Below are 26,367 nucleotides of genomic sequence, written 5' to 3' on the forward strand. Positions count from 1 at the left end.
TGAGAACGGCGGGCGCAGCGGTGCGCCCGCGTGGTCGGCGGCGGCGTCCCGTGCTGCCGGCCGGGGATACGGTGCGGTGATCGGTGCGGCACAGCCGGGGACCGGATTGCCGCGGCACGGCGGGAAGGTTCCGGACCACGCACCCCGGACGATCAGGGCTCGTGGCACCGGAAGGCTCCGCGCACGGAGGCGGGGCGTCCCGTCCGTGCCGGCTGTTCGCCGTGCGTTGCCTCACCTTCTGGGCAGGCTCGAGTCAGAACAAGGTCATCGGTTCACTGCCTGGACCGCTTGCCTTCCGGACGGACCGGCGCGTGAGCAGGCTGGGCATCCCAGCCCCGGATAGGCGAGTGAAGAAGGTCAGTGAACGCCATGGCTTCTGCAAGACACACCACCCCCTCGGCGCGCGTTCTCCAGGCCGCCGGCGGAACACGTGACGACGTATGGGCCGAGGAACGTGCCTCGTGGCTCTTGGCGGCCCGGCGCCGACGGGTGCTGCTGGACCCGCTGTCCGACAAGGAGCCGCTCGACCTGCACGACGCCTACCGGATCCAGCGGAAGGTGCACGAGAGCCGCCTGCGCGGCGGTCAGAAGCCCGCCGGGTTCAAGCTCGGTTACACCTCCAAGCCGATGCGGGAGCAGATGGGCGTCGCCACGCCCAACTACGGCCCGCTCACCGACCGGATGCTGGTGCCCAACGACAGCAGCACGGACCCCGCTCTGCTGCAGCCCCGCGTCGAACCGGAGGTCGGGCTCGTGCTGGGCCTGCCGCTGGCCGGGCGGATCACCCGGCATGACGCGTTGCACGCGGTGAAGTACGCCGCGGCCTGCCTGGAGGTGGTCGATTCCCTCTGGGCCGACTACCGGTTCACTGCCGAGGACAACACCGCAGACGGCTCGTCGGCGGCACAGGTCGTCGTCGGTCCGCGGTTGTCGGCCCTGCGGCACGGCCTGGTGAACACGGGTGTCGTCCTGCGCCGCAACGGGGCGATGGTGGCGACCTCAGCGGCCGCGGCCGCGTCCGGCAACCCGATCGACTCCCTGGTGTGGCTCGTGCACCAACTCCACGAGGAGGGCGCCGGATTGGAGGCAGGCATGCTGGTGATCACGGGCGGGCTGACCTCGGCTGTGGAGCTGGGTCCCGGCGATGTGGTGGAGGCGGAGTTCCAGCCCGGATACAGGGTGGGCGTGCGGCGACCGCCTCATACGCGTAACGCGCGACGTGCCGATACCAGGGGCTGAACCCCCGTGGTGCCGCCGGCCGCGCCACGCCCGGCCTCCGCGGAAGCGGCACGGCGCCGGCCCGGCTCAGCTATTCGGTGTCGGTGCACGAGTGGCGCAGCTCCTCCGCGCGCCGCTGGTGCCGGCGCGGCAGGGCCTGAAGAGTGGCATGCGCGTTGACCACGCGGGCGAGGGCGACGGCGGCTTCGCGCACCGCGGTCGCCAGCCGCGGAAGGCCCATGCGGTACGAGGGGCCGGTGATCGACAGAGCGACGATCGGCAGCCCCTCCGGGTTGAGCACCGGGGCGGCGACGCACGACACCTCCCGGTGGCCTTCCTCACGGTCGAAGGCGACACCGCTGTCACGCACGAGCTGCAGCTCCCTGCGAAAGAGCGCGGGATCGGTGATGGTACGCGGGGTTCGCTTGACGAGTCCGGCGGCCAGTACACGATCCAGGACGGCATCGGAGCTGAAGGCGATGATGGCCTTCCCGAGCGCGCTGCAAAAGGCGGGATACCGTTCGCCGACCCCCGAAGGAGCCTTGTAGCTGCGGTGCCCGGTGATTTTCTCCAGGTAGACGATCTCGGTGCCGTCCAGCACCGCCAGTTGTACGATCTCGTGGCTGATCTCGTAGAGATCCTCCATGTAGGGCAGCGCCAGATTGCGCAGGAGCCGGGAGACCTGAACGCTGTGCCCGAGCTCGAACGTGCGAAAACCCAGGCGGTAGCCGTAGGCGCCGCGGTCCAGCATCCGGCGCTCGACGAGCTCGGTGGCCAGCCGGTGCACCGTGGCCTTCTTGATACCCGTTCGCCGCGCGAGCTCGCTCAGTCCCACCTCACCGGGTTCCGCGGCCACTGCGTCCAAAATGGCCATGACACGTCCGATGACGGATCGATCTTCTTCCTGATCGCTGACTCGCATAGACGCCTCTCTTTCGGGCCGTGCAAGGTACTGGACCTGCGCGGCCCCCGCTCAGCCGGAGAGGGTCGTGGGTGGCTGAGCGGTGTCGTCCGAGAATAAGTAGAAGCGGTGGCGCAGGTCCATAGAGCGCTGTCGGAGGTCTGTGGTCACAGACCGAGCAGGCGCGCGGCGTTGCCCCATCGGATGGATTCGATCGTGGCAGATCCCAGATGGGGAAAATGTTCAAGAAGCGTCACCGGGTCATGGTTCATGAACGGCTTGTCGGAACCGACGACGACCCGGCCGGCGCCCACGTTGTCCAGCAGCAGGCTCAGCAGGGGGGCGGAGAACACGAGCATGTCGTAAAAGATCCTGCGCGCGTAATCAGCCGGATCGCGGGGCATCAGGAGCCGGGCCCGCTCGTGGTTCTTCGCGATGAATTGCAGCCTGGGCAGCAGACTGACGAGCGAGCCGCCGCCGTGTGACGCCAGAAGCTTCAGGTCGCCGAAGCGTTCCAGAACTCCTTCGGCTATCAGGCCGCCGACAGCCTGACCGATCTCGTTGGGGAAGGTCACACCGTTTCCGGCCATCGGATCGGTGAAAGTGCCGATCCCCGGCGGGTGGAAGGCGTGGACGAAGACCACCAGGCCCAGGCGGGCCGCTTCGTCGAAGAACTCGACGTACCGCTTGTCGTGCAGCGGGACACCTGCGACGTTGCTGCCGATCTCCACACCGGACAGCCTCAGAGCCGCGATCTGTGACAGCTGGCCGCACGCGGTATCGGGATCCTGCAGCGCAGCGATGCCGAAGCCGCGGAAGGCATGCCGGAACTTGTCCACCCCCGCGGCGATCCACTCGTTCACGGACGTGCAGTAGTCGGCTGCCGCCTGCGGCCTGCCCCAGTAGGAGAAGAGTTCCGGCATGGGGGAGAGGACCTGGACGTGATCCGCTGCCAGCCGCTCGGCGCGATGCTCGAGGTCGTAGGCCGTGCGGGGCACCGTGCGAAAGACCCGGCCGGCGATCAGCACGTCGGACGAACTGTCGTCCCGCTCGGCCACAACGGGCCAGCGCTCGTCGTGGTCCGGCGCCGCCAGCCCCGGCGGGACGACGTGCGTGTGGGCGTCGATGGTCCTCATACCCGGCTCTCCAGGGCAGCGACCTTGGCGGTGTCGACACCGAGGACGCCGGTACGGCGCGAGCCCCCCGGGTTGCCGAGCGCCTCGGCGCGGCCCGTCAGGGTCTCGGTGAAGAACGCGGCGTTGTCGGCCACCCACTGGGCGTCAGGCGTGCCGCGCAGAGTGGATGAGATCGCTTCTACCGGGCAGACCGTCTCGCAGGCGCCGCAGTCGATGCATTCACTGGGATTGATGTAGAGCTTCCGGTCGCCTTCGTAAATACAGTCCACGGGACATTCTTCGGTGCAGGACTTGTCCATCTCGTCCACGCACGCTTCGCCGATGTAGAAAGGCACAATACTTCTCCTTGAATGTATGGAGGCGGCTCTGGGGCAGAAAAGGGATGCGGCAGGGTGGTCGCCGGGCACGCGAAACGCGTCCGCGGCACGGTGCGGCCGGTGTGCGCCGAGAGCTGGTTCCAGGCGATTGCAGGCGAAAGACGAAAGACATGTCGTACGGATAGCGGCCCCATCGCCCACTCCTTCGTCGGCTCAAATCAACGCCCACTTTCGGCGAGAGCGTCATGGGCAGCAATTGCATCGGTCCACTCAGCTGTCCGCGCAGGGCATCACGCGCCGCGGACCTGCGCAGGATGAGCGCGGTTCCGACCCGGAACGTGCCGTGAAGCGCCCGCCTTCCCACCCGTGACGGGTGCGTCCCGGCAGGACGGGGGCGGCTTGCAGGAAGCAGCGATAGCGTGGTGGCACCAGAGGATCCGACAGTCACAGAGGCGTGAGGCACAGTGAGTACCGGGATCGAGGCAGTACCCGACTCCGGGCGCCCCGGGCGTCCCGGCTCGCCCCGGGACGTGGCCGTCGCCTCGGCACTGCTCGGCCTCGCCGGCGAGCTTGCCGCCGTCACCTATGCCGCCTACCTGCCCGTGGCGGGCCGATCCGCCCTGGGGGTCGCCATGGCGGTGGACACTCCCTGTGCCTTCACCATTCCCTCGGAGCTCGATGTCGACGATGTGCGATTGCCGACTGCCCGGGCGTTCCAAAACGGCGGACTCATCGCCGTCCAAGCCGCCGAAATGCGGAAACTGACCCGCCAGGTGCCGACGCATTTCCTGCACAACCCTTTTCCGATGGCGGTGGCGTCTGTCGCGCTCGTGGCGGGAGGACGGACGTTCGGATGCCTGAGCGTGCACTGGTCGCGTACCGAAGCCCCGGACGAGCCGATCGCCGCGGAAGAACTGCGACACCTGCGGCGGATCGCGGAAGAGCTCGCGGGTGAACTGGCGGTCCTCGCCGACGCCGGCCTGCCGATGGAGGCCCCGCCGATCCCGCTTTTCGTTCCGCCCGGTCCGACCGGTCCGTCCGCGAACGCTGCTGTGCCGCCCTCCGACCGACCCGGCCGAAGCCTCACCGGCACCACCTTCCTGTACCAGCTCAAGCGCCTGTCCACGGAACTGGCTGCCGCCGTTCACGTCCGAGACGTCCTCACCGCAGCCCAGGACCAGGTCATGGCCCCGTTCGGAGCCGGTGCGCTGATGCTCTGCCGCGTCCAGGACGAGCGTCTGCGCGTCGTCGGGGCCAGCGGGTTCCCCCGCGAGGAGGTCGGCCGCGTGGACGGCCTTCCGCTGGCGCGCTCCACCCCCGAGACCGACGCCGTGACCCGCGTCGAAGTACGGCTGCAACGGCCCGACGATCCGCCTGCCGGCCCGGGCACCCCACGTCCTGCGCTCGACCCGGACGCCCGCCCGCGGGCATACGTCCCCCTGATCGCCAACGGCCGGGCCATCGGGTGCTGCGTTCTGGAGTTCCCGGCGCAGTGGCGCCGCTTCCCGGCGGACGAGGACATCGCCCTGGTCGCCCTCATGCTCGGGCAGATCGGCCAGGCCCTGGAGCGCATCCGCGCGCACGAACTGGAACACGCTTTTGCCCGGACCATGCAGCAGAGCCTGCTTCCGCCGAGCCTGCCCCTGAGACCGGAGACCGTGGTGACCTCCCGGTACCTTCCCGGCACCGCAGGGGCAGCGGTGGGCGGGGACTGGTATGACATAGTGCCGCTGCCGGACGGCGGGATCGGGCTCGCCATCGGGGACGTCGAGGGCCACAGCGCGGAGGCGGCCGGTGTGATGGGGCATCTGCGCAGCGCGGTCCTGGCCTACGCCTCGGAAGGCCACGAGCCGGCCACTGTCCTCGAACGGATCGACGGGTTGCTGCGTGTACTGGGCGCGTCCCGCTACGCCACCTGCTGCTGTCTGTGGCTCGACCCGGCCACGGGCGTCGCCAAGACGGCCACGGCCGGACATCCGCCACCACTGATCAGCCCTGCTCCGGGCGAGTTCACGGCGCTCGACGTGCCGGTCGGCCCCCCGCTGGGACTCGGCGACGGCCACCGCTACGAGCAGCGGGAGACCGTCCTGACTCCTGGCAGCGTCATCGCCCTGTACACGGACGGCCTGCTGGAAACCCGCGCACTCGGTCCCGACGCCGCGCTCGGGCGGCTGGCGGAGGGAGTGGCCGGCGGCAACCGCGAGAACATGGACATGCTCGCCGACGGGCTGATCAGCGATCGCCGACGGCACAAGACGCTGGACGACGACCTGGCACTGCTGCTGATGAGATACGACGGCGTCCAGCCGGGGGAGCAGCAGGACGTCGCCCGGTTGTCCATCCAGCGCTACGACCTCCAGGCCGTGGCCTCCACCCGTCACTACCTGCGCGAGGTGCTCAGACGCTGGAGATCGGAAGCGCTCTTGGACGACCTGCAGCTCATGCTGTCCGAAGTGGTCACCAACGCGCTGATCCACGCGCAGAGTGACGTCGACATCCGGATGCGCCGCCACGCCGGAGGCGTCCGGGTGGAGGTGCAGGACAGCAGCCCGCAGCCCCCGGTCCCCACTGTGATCGTGGCCGATGAGGCGATGAATGCCGAAGCGGAGTCCGGGCGAGGCCTGCTGATCGTCGACGCGCTGGCCACGTCATGGGGGAGCTCCCCGGCCGGGCGTGGCAAGACCACATGGATCGAGATGACGCTGCCCGAGCACGGTAGGTGACGCGCCATGAACGAGTGGACGGCAGGCACTCCCGCGAGCTGACGCGCCGAGGGCGGCCCCGGACCTCGCCCCGGTCCGCCGGCACGTCCGCGCTGTCCCAGAACAACCGGCAGCAGAGCACGCGCCTGTCCACGGCGGCCCTGCAGGTGCACGGTGTCCGGGCCTGCAGGACGAGTGTCAGTGGGCCGGACCATTGTCGGACTGGGGTGCCCTGGCGGCGTCTTGCTCCGTGGCGGAGAGCGAACCGAGCAGAGCGAGTGCGGTGGCGGAGGGCGTGCCGGGCTCGGCGTAGTGGACGACGAGGAGCAGCCCGTCGGAGCCGGTGACGGCAAGTTTCTCGCGGCGCAGATGCAGTTCGCCGACCTGGGGATGCCGCAAGCGGGTGGTGGCCCCCTCCCAGCGGCGGACGTCGTGCCGGGCCCACAGGCGACGAAACCGCTCGCTCTTCATGCTCAGCTCGCCGACGAGCTGAGCCAGGCGCGGATCCTCCGTGTCGGCGCCGACCGCGGCGCGCAGCTGCGCGACCACACCGGCCGTGCCACGCTCCCAGTCCATGTGCAGCTGCCGCGCGAGGGGGTCGGTGAACAGGGCCCGCAGACGGTTGACGCCCGGCGCCATGTGCGGCGACAGAGCGACGGCCAGGCGGTTGGCGGCGAGCACGTCCATGCATCGGTTCTGCACGAACGCGGGCACGGTGAACGTGTCCAGCAGCATCGCGATCCCGTCGGGGACGCGTTCGGTGCGGGGGAGAGGCTGCCTGCGCCGGGACTTGGGGCGGGCGAGTTCGACGAGATGAGCGGCGCTGTCCGCGTCGAGTTGCAGCACTTCCGCAAGGGCGTCGAGCACCTGGACCGACGGGTTGCGGTCCCGGCCGCGCTCCAGACGCAGGTAGTAGTCGGCGCTGATGCCCGCGAGCATCGCGACCTCCTCACGTCGCAGCCCCGGCACCCGTCGGATCCCTGCGGCGCGAAGTCCCACTTCCTCCGGCCGGACGAGTTCACGGCGTGCCCGCAGGAATGCGCCAAGGGCATTGCGGCCGTCTGCTGTATCCATGCTCCGACGGTAACGCGCCGCTTCGTCCCTTGCGGGGGCCCTGCCACTAACTGGAACAGGGGGGCACTGCCTGACCGCGCGGTGCCGGCGCAGGATCGGAGCAGGCCCTCGGGAAGACCGCGGCGCACACGAATTCCTCCCCCTCAGCAAGGAGCACGCCATGACACGGCGCACCTGGTTCATCACCGGCGTCAACAGCGGTTTCGGTCGGCACATGACCGAGCAGCTGCTCGAGAGAGGCGACAGGGTGGCCGGTACGATCCGTCGGCCCGGGTCCGTGGACGACCTCGTCGCCAAGTACGGCGACACGTTCTGGGTGGCATCCCTCGACGTCACCGACACCTCCGCCGTCAAGGAGGTCGTCGGCCGGGCCTTCGCCGAGCTGGGCCGGATCGACGTGGTGGTCAACAACGCGGGTTACGGCCTGTTCGGCGCTGCCGAGGAGGTCACCGACGAGCAGATCCTCCGTATCCTCGACACCAACCTGGTCGGTTCGATCCAGGTCACCCGGGCCGCACTGCCGTATCTGCGGCGGCAGGGCGGAGGACGGATCATTCAGATCTCCACTTACGGCGGCCAGGCCACCAACCCCGGCGCCTGCATGTACCACGCCAGTAAGTGGGGCATCGAAGGATTCATGGAATCCACCGCCAAGGACGTCGCCCCGTTCGGCATCGGTGTCACCATCGTCGAGCCGGGAGGCGCGCGCACCGAATTCCGCTACAGCAGCCTGCAGATGGCGACCCCGCTGCCCGAGTACGACGACACACCGGCTGCCATGACCCGCGGTGCCCAGGACCGCAGCCGGCCCTCCCTCGGTGACCCGGCAGTGATGGCCGCCCGCATCATCGACAGCGTGGAGCAGACGCCTGCCCCGCTGCGACTGGTGCTGGGAAGCGACTCCTACCGGTTCCTGCGAGCGGCCCTGTCCGAGCGGCTGGCCGAGATCGAGGCCCAGCGCGACACGGCAGGCCTGACGGACATCACCGACGGCGCCTGACCAGGGGCGTGGCTGCAGCACCAGCCCACCGATGGCACTCAGCACGTCGCCGGCCCCGGGCACCGATCGCGTGGATCCGTGGGCTCGTAGACTGCAGCACTGGGACGTGCAGGACCGACGACTTCACGAGCCGCGGTGATCGAAGACGTCACCAGAGGTGAAGGCGATGCGCCGGTAGCGCTCGTGACGACAGCTGTCTGCTGTCATGCGCTTTCGATCGGGGCGCACTGGATCATCCGTCGTAGCCGACGTACAGGGGATCTCGTGATTACGCGTTTTGCCGTGCTCGGCCCGGTGCGGGCCTGGCGCGGTGATGCCGAGCTGGTGCTGGGGCCGCCCAAACAGCGCGGCCTGCTCGCACTGCTCTTGACCCAGCCGGGGCAGCCCGTCGCCCTCCATGAGATCGTCGACGCCCTGTGGGGGCAGGACCCGCCTCCGAGCGCCGTCAATGTCGTGCAGCGTCACATCGGTGCGCTGCGCCGGCTGCTCGAACCGGACCTCCCCACTAGGGGCGTATCGCGGTGGCTGGTACGCAGTTCGGGCGGGTACCGCCTGGAAGTGGATACGGACCACCTCGATCTCCTGCGCTTTCGGGAGCTGCGTAGACGCGCGGCCGCCAGTGGTCAACCGGGCACGGCCACCGAGCTGTTGATCCAGGCGCTGGCCCTGTGGCGCGGGCCCGCGGCGTCCGGGATCCCAGCCGAGATCAGGTGCCACCCGGCGTTCTTGTCCGTGGACGGCGAACATCTGGCTGCCGCCAAAGAAGCGGCCGAACAGGCCCTGCAGGCCGGGGGCGGCCTCGGCGCCCGCCTGCTGGTCATACTTCGTCAGGCGGCCGCACATCACCTTCTGGACGAGACCCTGCAGGCCAGACTGATCCTGCTGCTGGCCGCCACGGGGCGTCAGGCGGAAGCTCTCGACGTCTACCGGGCCGTACGCGACCGGCTCGCGGACGACCTGGGGGTGGCGCCCGGTCCCGAGTTGCAGGCCGCCCACCAACACCTACGCGGCCGAGCCCGTGCCCTCTCGGCGCCGACAGGCCAGCCGGAAGCGTCCCGCGAGAGCGCACCGGAAACCGACAACGCCCCGGTACGGCCCGCCCAACTCCCGGCCGACCTGGCATCCTTCACAGGACGACATCGAGAGCTCGCCTCCTTCTTGAACCTGCTGCCCGACGAAGGGGCCGCAACGACGCCCATCGTCGCGATCGGCGGCATGGCAGGCATCGGCAAGACAGCACTGGCCGTGCACTGGGCCCACCAGGTCACCGACCGTTTCCCGGACGGGCAGCTCTACGCCAACCTGCGCGGCTTCCATCCGGCCGGCTCGATCATGAGTCCGGCCGAGGCGATACGGTTCCTTCTCGACGCCCTGGGCGTCCCGGCGCAGCGCGTCCCGGCGGGGCCCGACGCGCAGGCGGCGCTTTACCGCAGTCTCCTCGCCGACCGACGGATGCTGATCGTCCTGGACAACGCTCGCGACACCGAGCACGTCCGGCCGCTGCTCCCCGGCGCGCCCGGCTGCCTGGTGATGGTCACCAGCCGCCATCAGCTCTACGGCCTGGTAGCGGCCGAAGGCGCTCGATCTCTCACCCTGAGCGTGCTGAGCGAAGGGGACGCACTGGAACTCCTGACCCGCCGCATCGGCGCCGAGCGGGTCTCGCGCGAACCCGAAGCCGCCGCGCAGATCGTCGCTTCGTGCGCCGGCCTGCCCCTGGCGCTGGCCGTCGTCGCCGCCCGAGCGGTCGTCAACCCGGACTTCCCGTTGGCTTCCATCGCCGCCCAACTGCTCGAGCACCAGGGAACGTTGGAGGCTTTCAGCGAAGAGCCTCCGGCAGCAGACGCACGTACCGCGTTCTCCTGGTCCTACCATCTCCTGACGCCAGAGGCCGCCCGCGTGTTCCGGCTGTTCGCGCTGCATTCCGGCCCCGACAGCTCGCTGGCGGCGGCTGCGAGCCTCGCCGGGCAGCGGCCGGGCCAGGTGCGTCCGCTGCTCGCGGAGCTGGTCCGAGCCCAGCTGCTTTCCGAGACGGCGCCCGGCCGCTTCGGCTGTCACGAACTGCTGCGCGCCTACGGCGCGGAGCTGAGCGAGGACCAGGACACAGCGCGGAATCCGAGCGCGCCCCGACTCCGGCTGCTCGATCACTACCTGCACAGCGCACATGCGGCCGACAGCACCCTGGCACCCGGCAGGGAACGCCTGGAACTGCCGTCTCACGGAGCCGGTGTGAGCGTGTCCCGCTTCACCGGCCAGGCGGACGCGGCTGACTGGTTCTCCGAGCACCGTTCCGTCCTGCTCGCCTCGATCGAGCAGGGCGCCCGACACGGTTGCCACACACACTGCTGGCAACTGGCCGCCACGCTGGAGATGTACTTGGACCGCAACGGCCACTGGCAGGAGCAGCTGGCTGCGCAGACGATGGCGGTCAACGCTGCCCAGCGCCTGGGTGACGTCCGCGGCCAGGCGCACGCCCATCGGGCACTGGGTTTCGTAAGCGGTCGGCTGGAGCGCTGGGACGAGGCAGACGCACACCTGTCCCGCGCTCTCGAACTGTTCGCCGAAATCGGTGATGCGGCCGGCCAGGGCAGGGTGCACCGCTACTGCGCCTTCCTGGCCAACGGGCGTCGCCGCCACGAAGAGGCCCTCGACCACTACGAGCACGCCACACGCCTCTACCGCGCCTGCGGAAGACGCAGTGGCGAGGCAAGTGTCGCCAACGAGGTCGGCTGGACCTACATCCTGATGGGGAAGTACGACAACGCCCTCGAGGAGTGCGAGCGGGCGTTGACGGCACATCAGCAGATCGGGGACCTCAACGGCGAAGCCGCCGCCTGGGACAGCCTCGGCTATGCCCACCACCACCTCCACGCCCACGACCAGGCACTGGACTGCTACGAGCGAGCGCTGACGCTGTACCGAGCGATTCGCGACCGCTACCTGGAGGCCGACACCCTCGTCCACATCGGCGACACCTGCCGTGCGGCGCAACGGAGGCCGCGGGCCGAGCGGGCCTGGCGCCGTGCGCTCGGCATTCTCGAGGAGATCGGTCACCCGGATGCCGCACGGGTGCGGGACAAGCTGCCGGCCGCCGCCGCGCCCGCTGCCGGTGAAGAAACGGAAGCGGACTGACACAAGGGGCAGGGCTTCGCGTCAGTGATCCGTCAGTGTTTCGGAAGTGGGGGCTGCCTATGCTCAGCGCGCCGCTTCGGCCTGCCCCTTCTGGAACTGGAACATGAACCCAATCTCTGTCCCGACCACCCCGTCGGCTGACCGTGGCAAACAGCTGCTGGCCACGCTGATGGCCGAACACCGCCCGGCACTGCTCAGCTACGCCGAGAAGCTGCTGAACGACCGCCACTCAGCGGAGGACATCGTCCAGGAAGCTCTGATCCGCGCGTGGCCACACGCGGAACGGCTCTACAGCACCGAAGGGTCGGTGCGGGGGTGGCTGCTCACCGTGACCCGCAACCTGGTGGTCGATCGGACACGCAGTGCTTGGGCCCGCCACGAGACCGTGGATGCCGACGCGCGCGACGTGGCCCTGCCCGATCACGCCGACGACGTACTGGCCTCGGTGGAGGCGACCGCCCTGCTGCGTCAACTGTCCCACGAGCACCGCGAGGTGCTCCTGCACACCTACCTGTGCGGCCGAACGGCGCAGGAGACGGCCCAGATCCTCGGCATTCCCGCCGGCACCATCAAGTCCCGCCGGCACTACGCCCTCAGCACCCTGCGTGCCAAGGCGCGGACTGCCCGCGGGTGAACCCTTCGACACGGATCGGAGCACAGCTCGCGAAGACTGCTGTCGGGCTTGCGAACCTCCAGCCAGGCCGGCCCGGTCTTCGACACGACAGGCGGCCGTCTCAGGTGGGCGATCAGCACGCAAGGGCCGGGGTCCGCCCGGCAAGCGGCAATGACGAGGCGGACCGGGGAGGACCGAAGCGGACAGCCGCGGCGGCGCACGCCTTCCCGACCGGGCGGGGCCCGCAGTCGCCGACGTGCTGCTCGCCGCCGGACTGCCCGCCGGTGTCCTCGACGTCCGCACCGACGACGGGGCGGACGCCGCGGATCTCGCCCGGACCACTGATAGCGGGCCAGGGCGTCCGAGCAGGCGCATCACCTTGTGATCCGCGCCGCGCTCACGCTCTGCCCTCATCCTGTCGAGCGCGTGGTGTCTTCGTCTGCGCCGGTGCCGTCGTCCGGGTCCTCCGCGTCCCTGGCCAGGAGGTACGGGTAGGGGCAGCTACGGGGATCCGGGGCGATGCAGGCGTTGCAGGGGCGGGATCGATCGAGAACGCACTTCGGGGTCGGTTTCATGGTTCACCGCCTTGCTCGCTGCGGGTGCCGAAACGGGCGGACAGCCGTTGGGAGGCGCGTTTGAGGGCCAGCACGGGGACGTAGTGGCGCACGCGCGCGTCGGCGAAGAACGCGAACGCCTCTGCCGCCGCCGTCTCCAGGGCCTCGGACGCCACGTGCGGGAAACGGTGCAGGAGCCGCGCCCGGACGTCCTCTCGGGCACGCTCCTCCGCGGCCGCTGTCGGCGGGCCGGCTGGTCGGGTGTCGCGACAGTGACCGCCTGGCTGGTCAGCGGTGACGACGGGGCGGGAGATCACTTTCTGCACCTCCTGCGGTGTAGGCGGGGCAGACGAGGGTCGGGAACAGCCTGCCCGGTTCTGCCTTCGCACGGTGGGGGCGGAGCCCCCGTCTCCGATCGGTGATGAACCGGCGAATGCCACCGCCTGCGGTGGGCGCACAACGTTTCACGCAATCTGAGTCGTCCACCGCACACCTCCTGCGGGCCGGGTGCCTGAAGCGGTGCCGTATCGCCGCCTCGCGTGCGGCGATACGGATACCGGCGCAGCAGTTCGCGGATCTTCTCGTCCTCGCGACAGGCAGCGTGGCGGTCATGTCCCCAGACGTACGCGCCCCGTGCCCGCCATGGCGAGGGCCGAACAGCCCCAAGTCGCCCGGCAGCCGTCTCCAAGCCGTCCCTGCACTCACGGCACAGCGGCCGCAGGGCCCGGCGCGACGGCGACGGTGCGGGTCCGGAGGAAGCTCCCGCGAAGTCGAGGAGGTCCGCCATGCGGCGCAACTTCGAGATCGTCTCTGCGGCCGGCGCAGACGCCGTCGCCATCGGCGGGGTGTGGGTCATGCGACCACCGGCACGGCACCGCCCGGGCGCGCGGTCACCGGGCCGATGGCCGGTCCCGTCTACGCAAGCGCATGCGCTCGGTGAGTCCTGGCACAGAGTGTGCGATCAAGCCGTGCGGAGAAAATTCAACTCAAGCGCTTGTGCAGGACGGAGAGCTGGTTTACGTTCTGGTCGTCTCCCCCTCACACGTTCGTGATCGGCGCAACCGGAAGGCACCACATGACCGTCAGTCTCACCGATGTCGCGCAGGCGGTGGGTGTCTCACCTTCCACGGTGTCGCGTGCACTGCGTGGTCAGACCGGTGTTTCCGACGAGGTTCGGGCGCGCATCGCGGAGACCGCGGCCTCCCTCGGCTACGTGGCGTCCCGCTCGGCGTCGAGCCTCGCCAGCGGGCGGACGTACACGGTCGGTGTGATCGCCCCCTACCTCGGACGATGGTTCTTCGGCACCGTGCTCGACGCGGCGGAACAGGTTCTCAGTGCCGCCGGGTACGACGTTCTGCTGTACAACCTGGGCTCGGCGGACGTGCGCAAGCGCTTCTTCGCCAAGCTCCCGGTGCGCAAACGCGTGGACGCCGTTCTCTCGCTCCTCATCCCCGACGAGGACGAAGCCGCCGCTCTGCGGTCGCTGGACGTGCCGCTGGCCGCGATCGTCGGTGAGGCTCGCCCCGGCTTCACGGTGGTGGGCATCGACGACCGGGCCGGGGCCGAGGCGGCCGTCCGGCATCTTGTCAACCTGGGGCACCGCAGGATCGGCATGATCGCCGGGAGCAGTGGGCCGCTGCACTGGACCACTCCAGTCCAGCGCCGGCTCGCCTATCTGAACGTGCTGAACGAAAGCGGCATCACATACGACGCCCAACTGGAAGTGGACGGCGATTACACGGTCGAGGGAGGTGAGCGGGCCATGAGCAGACTGCTGGCCGTCACCAACCCTCCCACGGCGGTGTTCGCCCAGTCCGACGAGATGGCCATGGGAGCGTTGCGCGCCCTGCGGCTGCACCGCCTCAGGGTGCCCGACGACATCTCGCTCATCGGCTTCGACGATCACGAACTGTCGGCAGTGGTCGGCCTCACGACCATTGCCCAGCCTGTCGCCGACCAAGGCGCAGAAGCGGCGCGGCTGCTGCTGCGCCGGCTCGACAACCCCGACGCGAAGGTGGCGGACCACATGCAGATGCCGACCATGCTCGAACTACGCGACACCACTGCCCCACCTCGTTTCGTGGCGTCGCCGTAGGCCTTGCGCCGGCCTTCCCGGAAGACTGCCGTGATCGCGTGCCCGCCCGGACCGCGGGCGTCACCGGCCACGGTGCCACGCACACCGGCTCCCACGAGCCGTCCCGAACGAGCACGCCTGGGACACACCCCGCCGCTGCTCCCGCAGCGCCCGCCGGTCTGGCCGGGTCGTACCACGACATGGACAGCGCCAGGCCCTGGGCGGCCATGAAGGAGGCGATCGGGCAGGCCCACCCAAGGGCGCTGTCCCGTCGCCACGAGTACCACCTCCCATTTTTCGCAGGAGAACCACCGGCCGCCATTGCGGCCCACGGTTCACACCGTGTCCGACCTCATGTATCGCCGCGGCCCATTCCGGCCGCTTCCGCCAGTGCAGGACGGCACGCCGGCTGACCGGATGATTTCAACCGGCCGGGAAATCGCCGCTTTTGTTCACCGGGCTCGGACGACCCTGCGAACTCACTGGCAGGAACCTTGATCCGAAACTTGCCACTGCACTGACCAGTGCCGTCTCGCACACGCCAGAAGGAGTCGCCATGTCTCGATCCAGTTCTCAGGAGCGCCGGCAAACGCCCGGAATCTCTCGCCGATGGGTGCTGTCCGCCGCCGCGGGTGTGGCTCTGACCGCAGCCTGCAGCGCTCCCGGGAGTTCCTCGAGCGGGGCCGGCGCCAAGAGCGCGGCGGGCAGGACGGTCAGCGCGGCGGCGCCGAAGGGGCCCGTCACCCTGAACTTCTATGTCGAGACAGGCTTCCCCCTGCCGGTGAAGCTGGCAGAGGAGTTCCAGAAGCAGTACCCGAACGTCAAGATAAAGATCCGCCAGGACCAGTTCGCCGTCATCACCCAGAACGCTCCGAGAGTCATGGCGAGCAGCGACGCGCCCGATCTGATCCGGATCCCGACCATCGTCGCGTCCGTCAAGGACGGACTGCTGGCCGACCTGGACGGATATGCCCGGGCGTACGGCTGGGACACGTATTCCACCGGCCTGATCGACCAGATGCGAGTCAGTGAAAAGGGCGTCCGCGGCAGTGGACCGCTGTACGCGCTGGGAATCGGCTACAACGTCACAGGGATCTTCTACAACAAGAACCTGGCTGCCAGGATCGGCATGAAGAATCCGCCCGGTACGGTGGCGGAACTGGAAAGCCTGCTGGCCAGGGCCAAGAAAGCCGGGGTCCAGCCGATCGTGCAGTTCAACGACATCGGCGGCATCAACTTCCCGTTCCAGGCGCTGCTCAACCAGTACGAGGACCCCAAGAAGATCGCGGACTGGGTGTTCGACAAGCCCGGAGCCGATCTGGACACCCCGGCCACGGTCAAGGCTGCCGACAAGATCGCTTCCTGGGGCGCGAAAGGCTACTTCACCCCGGACGCCAACGCGCTGACCTACACCGACATGATGTCCCGGTTCGAGAAGGGCGGGGGCCTGTTCATGTTCAACGGCGACTGGGAGTCGCAGAACCTCGCGAAGTCGATGGGTAAGAACGTCGGCTTCTTCCTCGCACCGCCCGCCTCGGCCGGCGGCCGCCCGGTCGCCATGAGCGCGCCCGCCACCTACGCGATTCCGACGAAGTCCAAGAACGTCGCGACGGTGGCCTTCTTCCTGAACTGGGTCCACACCAACAGCAGGGCACGCAAGATCATCGTCGATGTCACCGGTTCCTCGCCCGGCGGCCCCACGGATCTGGCACTCCCGGCCGTCCCCGGCGGATCCGTGGTCGCGCAGACGCTGCAGGCCACGAACACCCTCGCCAAGAAGGGCGTCGCTGTGGACTTCACCGCCAACGCAACGGCCGGCATCTACGCCAACACCATCAAGCCAGAGCTGCAGAAACTCATCACCGGCCGCGAAACCGGAGCGGGCTTCGCGAAGAAGCTCCAGGCCGATTACGAAAAGGAGCTGTCGCAGTGACGCTTCTTTCCGACCGCACCGCCGCTTCCGGCCGGCAGGACCCGGTGTCCCGTCGGCCGGGATCCCGGCTCCGGGCGCGGCGCTGGGCGGGGCTGCTGTTCGTGCTTCCGGCGCTGGTGCCGTACGCGGTGTTCGTACTGCGCCCGCTGGTGGTGTCGGTGCAGTACTCCCTCTACGACTGGAACGGCATCGGAGTCGCCCGCTTCGTCGGAATCGACAACTACCGTCGCGTTCTGACCTCCTCCGAACAGCTGACGCCGATCGCCCACGCCTTCGAGCTGATCCTCTTCTTCACCGTGATCCCCGTGTGCCTGGGGCTGGTCACCGCGGCGCTGCTGCACGGTCTGCCGAACGGGCCGCTGGCCAAGACGGCGCGCGTGGTGCTGTTCATTCCGCAGGTCATTCCCCTGGTGGCCGCGGCGCTGGCGTGGAGCTGGGTCTACTCCAGCGACGGAGTGCTGAACCAGTTCCTGCGGTTGATCGGTCTGGGTAGCTGGTCAAGGGCATGGCTCGGAGACTTCACCTGGGCCTTCACCGCCGTCGGTCTCATCGGCTCCTGGGTCTCCCTGGGGCTGTGCACACTGCTGCTGATCACGGGCATCAACAAGATCGACCCCACCCTGTACGACGCGGCCCGGATCGACGGGGCGGGCCTCGTCCAGGAGTTCATGGCCGTCACCCTCCCCGGCCTTCGCCGCGAGATCGGCGTCTGCGTCACCGTCACGGTCATCGCCGCCCTCGCCAGTTTCGACATCGTCTACGTGACGACGCAAGGCGGACCCGGCACCCAGACGCTGGTCCCCGGCCTGCAGATCTTCCAACTCGCCTTCACCCAGCGGGACGTCGGGCTGGCGTCGGCCACCGCCGTGGTCCTCATGGTGCTCGTCCTCCTCGTGGTCACCCCCCTGCAACGCATCTCCCGGGGAGCAGAATGAACCATCGCGGCTCTCAACTCATCGCCGGGCGAGTCATGCTCGTGCTGTTCATCACGGCGACGGCCATCCCGTTCCTGTCTCTGTTCACCACGGCGCTGGCGCCGCAGAACACCACGCCCCACGGCATCAGCTGGCCGTCCCACCCGCACTGGCACAACTTCATCGACGCCTTCCACGCGGCCGATCTGATGCCACTGCTGGGATCCAGCCTCCTCATCGTGCTGGGCGTCGTCCCCGTCGCCCTGGCGCTCGCCGCCGCGGCCGGCTACGGACTGGCCGTGCTCGGATTCCCCGGTGCCCGCATCGTCTTCGGTCTCCTGCTGGTGGGTCTCACCATCCCCACCGAATCGTTGATCACACCGCTGTACTACCAGCTGGAGTCGATGGGACTGCTCAACACGCGATGGGCGCTCATCCTCCCGCTGACGGGGCTGTTCATGCCCTTCAGCGTGGTCTGGATGCGCACCTTCTACCTGTCCCTGCCGAAGGAGCTCACCGAGGCGGCGTCGGTGGACGGGGCAGGGCTGTGGACCGTCTTCCGCCGCATCCACCTCCCGCTGGCCAGACCGGCGATCTCCTCCCTGGCGATCCTGCTGTTCCTGTGGACGTGGAACCAGTTCCTGCTCGCCATCGCCCTGATCGACGATCCGGCGAAGCGCACCGTTGCCGGTGCCCTCGGCGCCTTCCAGGGGCACTACGGCACCAACGTGGTGCTCCTGTCCGCCGGTTCGCTGCTGATCATGTTGCCGGCAGTCCTCGTCTTCATCATCTTCCAGCGGCACTTCGTCACGGCCCTTCTGCAAGGAGCCGTCAAGGGATGACCACGGCGTTCCGCGAACGCCGCAGAAGACTCTTGGCTCAGCTCCGTAGGACCACTCGCGGCAGCTCTCGCCCCTCGCCCGGCGAGGGCCGGCGCGCACTCCCGCCGTCCGGCCCGTGCCGGTTCCTTCACCCTTCTCACCCGAGGCAGGCCCACGGTGCCGGCCGGCACCGGCCCGCCGACATGCGCCCACATCGCCGGAGGGACGATCGCCCCGGCTGCGGTCGCCCGTGAGGAGGACGCCGCCCCAGCACGCGGCCGAACCGCAGGCGTCGCCCGGCGCACCAGCGGCGTACCGGTCCCGGCGCCGGGCCGAGAACGCCCGGGCCGAGAACGCCGGGCCACCCCGCGAGCGCTCACCGATGGCATGCGCGAGCCGCCCCCACCCGGGCCCCACCCAGTGGCCGCCCCAAGTCCCAGCTGAAAGGTAGACCGCATGGCCGGCGCAGACAGCGCGACCCCGGAGCCCTGGTCCGCGATGGGCCCCCAGCTCATCACCTACGCGGACCGCTTCGGCGGCTCCCTCCAAGGCGTACGCCGCTTGATGGACGGCCCGTTCCAGGGCGCCTTTGCCGGACTCCACGTCCTTCCGTTCTTCGTTCCCTACGACGGTGCCGACGCGGGTTTCGACCCCGTCGACCACACGCGTGTCGATCCCCGCCTCGGCGACTGGCAGGACGTCACGGACCTGGCCGCGCACCACACGGTGGTGGCGGATGCCATCGTCAACCACCTATCGGCCAGGTCGGAGGAATTCCGCGATGTCGTCGAACGTGGCGAGGATTCCGAGTGGGCACCGATGTTCCTCACGTACGACACGGTCTTCCCCGACGGCGCCACGGAGGAGGACCTGACACGCATCTACCGGCCACGGCCCGGACTGCCGTTCACCCCCATGACCCTGGGCGGAAGGCAGAGGCTGGTGTGGACCACGTTCACGGCCGAGCAGATAGACCTCAACGCCGTACACCCTCTGGGAGAGGCGTACTTGGACCGGGTGCTGTCCTCCCTCACGTCCGCCGGCGTGCGGATGGTACGCCTGGACGCCGCCGGCTACGTCGGCAAGAGGGCAGGCACGGACTGCTTCCTGACCGACGAGGCGTACGCTGTCATGGACCGCCTGTCGTCATTGGCCCACGAGCAGGGGGCACGCGTCCTCGTCGAGGTGCACGGCCACCACACGCAGCAGATCGACATCGCACGCAGGGTCGATCTCGTCTACGACTTCGCGCTTCCCCCGCTGGTCCTGCACACCCTGATGACAGGGGACACCGAACCGTTCCGCGCGTGGCTGCGGATCCGTCCGGAGAACGCCGTGACCGTGCTCGACACACACGACGGCATCGGCGTCATCGACATCGGTCCCTCCCAGCTCGCACCCGATCGTCCCGGCCTTCTGTCCGCCGAGCAGATCGACAACCTCGTCGAGACCATCCACGCCAACAGCAGGGGAACGAGCCGGCCGGCAACCGGAGCCGCCGCGTCGAACCTCGACCTGTACCAGGTCAACTGCACCTTCTACGACGCGCTCGGCCGGAACGACCGTGCCTATCTGCTGGCCCGTCTGCTGCAACTCTTCGTTCCGGGCATCCCTCAGATCTACTACGTCGGCCTCATGGCCGGCAGCAACGACCTCGACCTGCTCAGCCGCACCGGGGTGGGCCGGGACGTCAACCGCCACCACTACACGCCCCACGAGGTCGACGAAGCGCTGAAGCGGCCGGTGGTGAGCACCCTGCTCGACGTACTGCGCGCCAGGAACGGTCATCCTGCCTTCGCCGGGAGGTTTACCTGCACCATGGACGGGCCGGTGATGGTTCTGCGGTGGGACGCCGAGAACGGGGCCACAGCCCAACTGGAGGCCGATGTCGGCGCCATGACGTTCCGCGCCTGCTTCTCACCGCGGGGAGACGGCGACGACGGACTGGACATCACGGACGCGTCCCTCGGTGGGACCGGCCAGGACAGCGACATGGCCGTCATAGCGCCCGGCAACGGCTGACCGGGTGAGAGATCGCAGGGCCCGAGCCTCTCCGGACGCCGGCGCACCACGGCGGCAGAAGCCAACTTCGTTCCTGCGCCGCCGGATCGTCTTGTCGAAGCCGGGGGGCCGGCCGTCCTTGCCGCCGCGGCGGTGCGGTTGGCCTGCTGGTTCTTCAGGGCGGGGGTGGTGTGCTTGATGTGGCGTCGGCGCACAGAACCCGGTGACCCGATGCTCATGCGCTCGTCGTCGTGACGACGTTGAGGAGTGGGCGGCCGGCGGCGAACCGGCGCAGCTGTTCGGCGGCGAAGCGCTCGGCGCGTGGGTAGAACGTGGCCGATCCACCGCCGACATGGGGTGTGATCAACACGTTGTCGCAGTCCCACAACGGGTCGTCGGACGGCAGTGGTTCGGGGTCGGTGACGTCAAGGGCCGCACGGAGCCTGCCTGTTGTGGTCTCCGCCCGCAGCGCCGCGGAGTCGAGGGTCCGGCCGCGGCCGACGTTGACCACGAGCGCGTCGTCGGGGAGCAGCGCCAGCAGCTCGGCGTCCATCAGGCCGGTGGTGGCCGGGGACTCCGGCAGCGTGAGGATCACGATGCCGGCGTGCGGCAGCAGCTCGGGCAGTTCGGCGGCGCCGTGCACGCGTTCGGTGGGACGGCGGTGGCTCGCCACGCGGACGACCTCGGCCTCACAGGCGAGCAGTCGCTGCTCGATCGCCGCCCCGATGGAGCCGTATCCGACGATGACCGCACGGGTACCGGCCAGTGACCGGGTGAAGTGCGGTGCCCAGCGCCGTGCGCCCTGGTCGTGGACCCTGCGGGGCAGGTCGCGTTGAGCGGCCAGGACGAGAGCCAGCGCGTGTTCGGCGACGCTCGCGTCGTGCAGGCCCCGGCCGTTGGACAGCACGACGCCGGGTGTGATGAGCGGCAGCAGTTTCTCCACTCCGGCGCTGAGAGTCTGCACGGCACGCAGGCCGGTCATGCGGGGGATCAGGTCCCGCGGGGCGTTGCCCTTGGCGTAGGGCATGACGTAGAACGCGACGTCGGAGACGTCCTCGGGCGGGGCCTGCTCGCCGTCGTAGAGGTCCACCTTCAGGTTGGACGGCCAGCCGCCCATGAGCTCGCCGATCTGCGGCCAGGGCACCAGGACCCTCATCGTCTCCTCCTCGTCGGCGGTCTGCTCCCGTGCCGCGGCGCGGTGCTGTCGTGCGGCCGGTGGAGCGGTGCGGCCGGTGTCGATCCGCTCGGGGCCTTGGTGGCCGGCAGTCCTCTGCTCGGTGAGGAACGCGTCGAGAGCGTGCTCGGTGGGCATGCCGTCCATGTCGCCCGGGCTCGTCGTGGCGAGGGCCCCCACCGCGGCGGCGCGCTCCAGGCGGGCGGGGAGGGGCAGGCCGCTTATGGCGCCGCTGATGAGTCCGGCGGCGAATCCGTCGCCCGCTCCGACGGTGTCGACGACCGTGACCCTGAACGCCGGCATCCACCACGCTTCGTCCCGGGTGAACAGCGCGGCGCCGTCGGCTCCGAGTTTGACGGCGACGAGCGAGACGCCCCGCTCGAGATAGAAGTCGGCGATTCCTCGGGGCGTGGTGCGCCCGGTGAGCAGCTCACCTTCGGCGAGGCCGGGGAGCACCCAGTCGGATCGTGTCGCGAGGTTGTTGACGACCTCGGCCATCTCCTCGCGGTCGGGCCACAGCGACGGGCGCAGATTGGGGTCGAAGGAGATGGTCGCGCGGGCGGCCCTGGCGGTCTGCAGGGAGTACTCGGCGAAGGCGCGTGCCTGCGCGGAAAGGGCCGGGAAGACGCCGGTCATGTGCAGGTGGCGGGCGGACGTCAGGCGGGCGTCGGCCCCGGGGCTCGGCCGCAGGCGGCTGCCGGCCGAATCGCGGCGGTAGTAGACGACCAGCGGGTCGCCCTGTCCGTCGGTCCTGCTCTTCAGCTGGAACCCGGTGGGGGCCTCGGGGTCGGCGACGACCGCACCCACCTCCACCTTCTCCGCGGCGATCCGGGAGACGGCGAACGTGCCGAGGGGGTCGTCTCCGACCCGGCCGAGCCAGCCGACGCGGTGGCCGAGACGGGACAGGGCGACGGCGACGTTCACCTCGGCGCCGGCGAGGGCCCGGCGGTAGTGCGTGACGGATGCGAGCTGTCCGGTCTCCTCGGCCACGAACATGGCCATGGCCTCGCCGAAGGTGACGGCGTCGAGGTGGGGGGTCCTGGGTGTCACTGAGGGTCCTTGGCGAAGGAGCGAGTGTGCTCGGGAGTGCGGGGAGCTGTCGGGGCCGCGACCACCGGGTTGGTGAGGACGCCCAGGCCGGGAGCGCTGATCGTGACCGTCTCGCCCACCGCCACCGGCCCATGGGTTCCGGGGGCACCGGCGAGCACGACGTCCCCGGCGTGGAGGGTGAGGAAGGAGGTGAGGTACGCGAGGATCTCGCTCACGCCCCGGGCGAGCCGGGCGGTCGAACCGACGGCCGGGGATCGGCCGCCGACGCTGACCGCGAGGTCCACGGCGCCGGCATCGAGGTCGGTCTCGATCCACGGTCCGAGGGGCGTGAAGCCGTCGTAGCCCTTGGCCTGGAGCGGATCATCGGGCTGCAGGTCGCGGGCGGTCACGTCGTTGCCGAGGGTGTAGCCGAGGACGGCGTGCAGGGCGTCGCCGGCTGTCAGGTTCCGGGCGGTGCGGCCGATGACGACGGCGAGCTCTCCCTCGGCGTCCACCCGGCCCACGCGTGCGGGCAGTGGTATCGGGTCGCCGGTGCCGATCACCGACCCGGGCGGCTTGAGGAAGGCGCTGGGCGGGAGGCGGCGGTCCTCGGGTTCGCCGTTGCGGGCCATTCCCACGACGAGCCGGGGCTCGACCGGTGCGAGCAGCCGTACGGAGTCCAGCGGGAGGGTGCGTCCGGTGCGGCGTGGCCTCGTTCCCTCGAAACCTCCGAAACCCTTGAACCCGTGGAACCCGTTGAACCCGTCGAGGGAGTCGGGCAGTTGGTGCAGGACGTTGCCTTCGACCAGGCCGTAGCCGGCCACCGGCTTCTCACCGGTGGCCGTTGCGCGCTGCGGGCGGAATCTCACGATGCGCATGTACGGGCCTTCACGCGGCCGGGCGGACGTGCGCGGGAGCCGCGGGCGAGACGGCACGGGCCCGGACGAACGGCATGATCAGGGCCGACAGCAGCAGTGCCACGGCGAGGACGAGGAACGAGGTTCCCTCGGTACCGGTCGCGCCGTCGACCCAGCCGACCAGGTAGCTGCCGAGAAACCCGCCGAGGGCGCCGAAGGAGTTGATGAGCGCCACGGAGGGACCGGCCACGGTGCGCGGCAGCAGCTCCGAGATGTTGGCGAAGTACGGTCCGTACGGTGCGTACATCGCGCCGCCCGCGATGACCAGCAGGACGAAGGACAGCCAGAAGTGCGAGCTTCCCAGCAGGTACGAGCCGTAGAACGCGGCCGCGCCCAGGGCCAGCCAGGGCCAGACGAAGCGGTTGCGGCTCCCGGCGCGGTCGGAGAAGCGCGAATTGACGACCATCAGGACCACGGCGAGCGCGTAGGGCGCGGCGGAGATCAGGCCGGTCGCGCCGATTCCGGCACCGGAACCGGCCTTGACGATCGACGGCAGCCAGAAGACGAACCCGTAGACGCCGAGGCTCCACAGCAGGTACTGGACGCTCAGCATGACCACGTTGCGCGAGCGGAACGCCTCCAGGTAGCCGTTGACCGGGGTGATGTGCTGCTGCTCGGCTTCGAGGGCGGCCGTCACGGCACTCTTCTCCGCCGGGTCCAGCCAGGTGGAGCGCTCGGGACTGTCGGCGACCAGGGCGCGGAAGACGAAGGCCCAGGCGATGGCGGGCAGGCCCTCGATGAGGAACATGCCGCGCCAGGAGGTGAGGTCGATCAGGTAGCCCGACACCGCGGTGAGCCACAGCACGGTGACCGGGTTGCCGAGGATGAGCACGCTGTTGGCGCGGCCTCGTTCGCGCTTGGTGAACCAGCGGCTGAGCAGGATCACCATGGCGGGCAGGATGGCGCCTTCGACCACGCCGAGCAGGAAGCGCACCACGATCAGCGCGGTGGCCGAGGTGAGCGCCGCCTGGATCGAGGCCAGTGCGCCCCAGGCGATCAGGCTCCAGAAGATCAGCGAGTTGACGCTGCGCCGCTCCGCGTAGAGGGCGCCCGGGATCTGGAAGAGGAAGTAGCCGAGGAAGAACGAGGCTCCGACCAGGGAGGCGAGACCGCTGCTGAGGCCGAGGTCGGACTTCAGGCCGCCGGCGACCGCGATGGAGAAGTTGGACCGGTCGAGGTAGGCGAGGCTGTACGTGATGAACACGATCGGCAGCAGATGGCTCCAGCGCTGCCGTCCGAGCTCGGACGGAGCGGGGCTGCTGGCGGAGGCGGCGTCCTGCCGGACGGCTGCGCCTGAGTGCGGCTCGGTCATGGGTGTCCTTGGGAAGTGTGAAAGCGGCGCTGCTTTTCCCGTATAGTGGAAAGAGATTCCACAATGCGGCGGGGAGTGAGTCTCCGCTTCCGGTCGCGTCGCGTCAAGGGCCCGCGCGGATCCCTTCGGCCTGCGCGGATCCCTCCGCCATGCGACCGCCGCGTCGCGGCACCCGACCCGTTACGGTGCTGTCCGGGCGCCGCGACGTGTGGAGGCGTGGAGTCGGTGGGGGCTCGCAGAGGGCTCGGAGGCAGGGAGAGGGGCGAGGCAGTGACATCGCATCGGGCGCCGGCGGCAGCCGCCGACAGGACCGGCTCGGACATGGTGGGCAAGGCACTTCGCCTGCTCGGCCTGCTGTCCGAACACCCGCACGGGACCACCCTGTCGGAACTCGCCCAGACCGCGGGATACCCGGTCAGCACCACCCACCGACTGCTGAAGTCGCTCCAGCGCGAGGGATTCGTCCACAGCGACGACGACAGCAGGCGGTACAGTCTCGGGCTCCGGCTCTTCGAGCTGGGCCAGCGGGTCTCGCACGGCCGCGGCTTCGCCGGTGTGGCCCTGCCGGTCATGCAGCGCGTCACGGCCGCGACCTGCGAACCCACGCTGATGTCCGTGCTGGAGGGTCATGATCAGTTGTACGTGCACTATGTCGAGGGCCCCCAGCAGGTCCAGATCACCGGTGAGCCGGGCAATCGCGGCCCCCTGCACTGCACCGCCATGGGCAAGTGCCTCGTGGCCTTCCAGTCGCCGGAAGAGACCCGGAACCTCGTCGGCGAGCTGGAACTGCCCAGCTTCACCCCGCACACGATCACTCACCAGGACGCGTTCGCCGAGGAGATCGCACGGGTGCGCCGGCTCGGCCACGCCGTCGCCGACGAGGAGCACGAGTTCGGCATCCGCGCGGTGGGCGTGCCGGTGATCGGGGTCGACGGCATCGCCATCGCGGCCCTGTCCACGGCGGCCCCCGCCTACCGGATGACCATGGACCGGCTGCGCGAGTTCGTCCCCCTGCTCCAGGACGCGGCCCGGGAGCTGGCTGCCGTCCTGCCCCCTCGCTGAGCCGAACCCCGGAAGGTCTTCCCCGCATCAGAAGGCCGCGAGGCTCCCGTACAGCCGGAGACCCCACGTGCCGTCCGACATCACGTCCACCGCGAGTCCTGGTCGCGTGCCATTGCGCCCGGGCGTGAGCTGATCGAATCAGTCAACGCCATCCTCAAGGGCCGGCTCGACCTGGGCACTCCTGCGTGCCGGTCCTTGCCTGCTTGCCTGTCTGACCGCAGCCGCGATGGCGGCCGCTGTGCAAGGGATCGGGAAAACGCAGCCTCATCCCTTGAGCTCCGGCCGTGCCTGCGACGTTCGGACGGGACGGTGAGCGATGCCGCCGGCTGGTCGGTTCGGACGGCAGGGGCCGGCGCGGACAGGCTCCTGCCTGGGACCGGCTCACGACGCGCCGTTGGCGGGAGTCGTGAAGAGTTCGCGCACGGCTGTGGGATTCCGGTCACGGCAGCGCAAAACTCGGAGGGCTCACGCGGCGCATGCGAAACA

19 protein-coding genes are annotated in these 26,367 nt (G+C 69.6%); 11 read left to right on the plus strand and 8 right to left on the minus strand.

Annotated elements, in window-relative coordinates; all coding sequences use genetic code 11:
- Positions 1 to 369: 369 nt before the first annotated feature.
- Positions 370 to 1,239, plus strand: coding sequence for a 2-keto-4-pentenoate hydratase (locus ACJ9NR_RS38175; RefSeq protein ID WP_412492905.1), 870 nt, complete (start codon positions 370 to 372; stop codon positions 1,237 to 1,239).
- 70 nt (positions 1,240 to 1,309) lie between these two features.
- Here the strand turns inward: ACJ9NR_RS38175 and ACJ9NR_RS38180 are convergent, their stop codons facing one another.
- The 3 genes from ACJ9NR_RS38180 to ACJ9NR_RS38190 all read right to left on the minus strand — a co-directional run bounded on the left by ACJ9NR_RS38180 (position 1,310) and on the right by ACJ9NR_RS38190 (position 3,590).
- Entirely contained in the window at positions 1,310 to 2,140 is an 831-nt protein-coding gene (locus ACJ9NR_RS38180; protein ID WP_412492906.1) for an IclR family transcriptional regulator, read from the minus strand.
- 146 nt (positions 2,141 to 2,286) lie between these two features.
- Positions 2,287 to 3,255, minus strand: a complete 969-nt coding sequence (locus tag ACJ9NR_RS38185; RefSeq protein ID WP_412492908.1) for an amidohydrolase family protein — start codon at positions 3,253 to 3,255, stop codon at positions 2,287 to 2,289.
- A complete protein-coding gene (locus ACJ9NR_RS38190) occupies positions 3,252 to 3,590 on the minus strand; it encodes a ferredoxin family protein (protein WP_412492909.1) in 339 nt (112 codons plus the stop codon). Before ACJ9NR_RS38190 ends, ACJ9NR_RS38185 begins: the two co-directional genes overlap by 4 nt.
- A gap of 446 nt (positions 3,591 to 4,036) precedes the next feature.
- Between ACJ9NR_RS38190 and ACJ9NR_RS38195 the strand changes: the two genes are divergently transcribed.
- Positions 4,037 to 6,295: an ATP-binding SpoIIE family protein phosphatase gene (locus ACJ9NR_RS38195; RefSeq protein WP_412492910.1), complete on the plus strand. Its 2,259-nt coding sequence runs from the start codon at positions 4,037 to 4,039 to the stop codon at positions 6,293 to 6,295.
- A gap of 177 nt (positions 6,296 to 6,472) precedes the next feature.
- On the opposite strand, the gene ACJ9NR_RS38200 is transcribed toward ACJ9NR_RS38195, so the two are convergent.
- Positions 6,473 to 7,348: a helix-turn-helix domain-containing protein gene (locus ACJ9NR_RS38200; protein WP_412492911.1), complete on the minus strand. Its 876-nt coding sequence runs from the start codon at positions 7,346 to 7,348 to the stop codon at positions 6,473 to 6,475.
- Between the two features lie 160 nt (positions 7,349 to 7,508).
- Between ACJ9NR_RS38200 and ACJ9NR_RS38205 the strand changes: the two genes are divergently transcribed.
- The 3 genes from ACJ9NR_RS38205 (at position 7,509) to ACJ9NR_RS38215 (ending at position 12,111) form a co-directional block, all read left to right on the plus strand.
- Positions 7,509 to 8,348, plus strand: coding sequence for an SDR family oxidoreductase (locus ACJ9NR_RS38205; RefSeq protein WP_412492912.1), 840 nt, complete (start codon positions 7,509 to 7,511; stop codon positions 8,346 to 8,348).
- Between the two features lie 264 nt (positions 8,349 to 8,612).
- Positions 8,613 to 11,477: an AfsR/SARP family transcriptional regulator gene (locus ACJ9NR_RS38210; protein ID WP_412492975.1), complete on the plus strand. Its 2,865-nt coding sequence runs from the start codon at positions 8,613 to 8,615 to the stop codon at positions 11,475 to 11,477.
- 103 nt (positions 11,478 to 11,580) lie between these two features.
- Positions 11,581 to 12,111 carry a sigma-70 family RNA polymerase sigma factor gene (locus ACJ9NR_RS38215; RefSeq protein ID WP_412492913.1) on the plus strand — a complete coding sequence of 177 codons (531 nt, stop codon included), beginning with the start codon at positions 11,581 to 11,583 and terminating at the stop codon, positions 12,109 to 12,111.
- Between the two features lie 550 nt (positions 12,112 to 12,661).
- Here ACJ9NR_RS38215 and ACJ9NR_RS38220 read toward each other — a convergent pair.
- On the minus strand, positions 12,662 to 13,102 hold the full coding sequence (locus ACJ9NR_RS38220) for a three-helix bundle dimerization domain-containing protein (protein ID WP_412492914.1): 441 nt from the start codon (positions 13,100 to 13,102) through the stop codon (positions 12,662 to 12,664).
- Between the two features lie 590 nt (positions 13,103 to 13,692).
- Here ACJ9NR_RS38220 and ACJ9NR_RS38225 point away from each other — a divergent pair.
- The 5 genes from ACJ9NR_RS38225 (at position 13,693) to gtfA (ending at position 20,408) form a co-directional block, all read left to right on the plus strand.
- Positions 13,693 to 14,739, plus strand: a complete 1,047-nt coding sequence (locus tag ACJ9NR_RS38225) for a LacI family DNA-binding transcriptional regulator (protein ID WP_412492915.1) — start codon at positions 13,693 to 13,695, stop codon at positions 14,737 to 14,739.
- A gap of 592 nt (positions 14,740 to 15,331) precedes the next feature.
- Complete coding sequence (locus ACJ9NR_RS38230; RefSeq protein WP_412512779.1) at positions 15,332 to 16,651, plus strand: ABC transporter substrate-binding protein; 1,320 nt, start codon at positions 15,332 to 15,334, stop codon at positions 16,649 to 16,651.
- Positions 16,648 to 17,586: a carbohydrate ABC transporter permease gene (locus ACJ9NR_RS38235; protein WP_412492917.1), complete on the plus strand. Its 939-nt coding sequence runs from the start codon at positions 16,648 to 16,650 to the stop codon at positions 17,584 to 17,586. The genes ACJ9NR_RS38230 and ACJ9NR_RS38235 overlap by 4 nt, the downstream gene beginning before the upstream one ends.
- Positions 17,583 to 18,407: a carbohydrate ABC transporter permease gene (locus tag ACJ9NR_RS38240; protein ID WP_412492918.1), complete on the plus strand. Its 825-nt coding sequence runs from the start codon at positions 17,583 to 17,585 to the stop codon at positions 18,405 to 18,407. The genes ACJ9NR_RS38235 and ACJ9NR_RS38240 overlap by 4 nt, the downstream gene beginning before the upstream one ends.
- Positions 18,408 to 18,842: 435 nt before the next feature.
- On the plus strand, positions 18,843 to 20,408 hold the full coding sequence (gtfA, locus tag ACJ9NR_RS38245) for a sucrose phosphorylase (RefSeq protein WP_412492919.1): 1,566 nt from the start codon (positions 18,843 to 18,845) through the stop codon (positions 20,406 to 20,408).
- Between the two features lie 214 nt (positions 20,409 to 20,622).
- Here gtfA and ACJ9NR_RS38250 read toward each other — a convergent pair whose 3' ends face one another.
- From ACJ9NR_RS38250 to ACJ9NR_RS38260, 3 genes are read right to left on the minus strand one after another with little or no spacing between them, the layout of a single operon-like run.
- Complete coding sequence (locus ACJ9NR_RS38250; protein ID WP_412492920.1) at positions 20,623 to 22,611, minus strand: PfkB family carbohydrate kinase; 1,989 nt, start codon at positions 22,609 to 22,611, stop codon at positions 20,623 to 20,625.
- On the minus strand, positions 22,608 to 23,468 hold the full coding sequence (locus tag ACJ9NR_RS38255; protein ID WP_412492921.1) for a fumarylacetoacetate hydrolase family protein: 861 nt from the start codon (positions 23,466 to 23,468) through the stop codon (positions 22,608 to 22,610). The genes ACJ9NR_RS38250 and ACJ9NR_RS38255 overlap by 4 nt, the downstream gene beginning before the upstream one ends.
- Positions 23,469 to 23,478: 10 nt before the next feature.
- Positions 23,479 to 24,819, minus strand: coding sequence for an MFS transporter (locus tag ACJ9NR_RS38260; protein WP_412492922.1), 1,341 nt, complete (start codon positions 24,817 to 24,819; stop codon positions 23,479 to 23,481).
- Between the two features lie 270 nt (positions 24,820 to 25,089).
- Between ACJ9NR_RS38260 and ACJ9NR_RS38265 the strand changes: the two genes are divergently transcribed.
- Entirely contained in the window at positions 25,090 to 25,881 is a 792-nt protein-coding gene (locus ACJ9NR_RS38265) for an IclR family transcriptional regulator (protein ID WP_412492923.1), read from the plus strand.
- Positions 25,882 to 26,367: the final 486 nt, after the last annotated feature.

The organism is Streptomyces sediminimaris (genome assembly GCF_047049295.1).
GTDB classification, from domain to species: domain Bacteria; phylum Actinomycetota; class Actinomycetes; order Streptomycetales; family Streptomycetaceae; genus Streptomyces; species Streptomyces sediminimaris.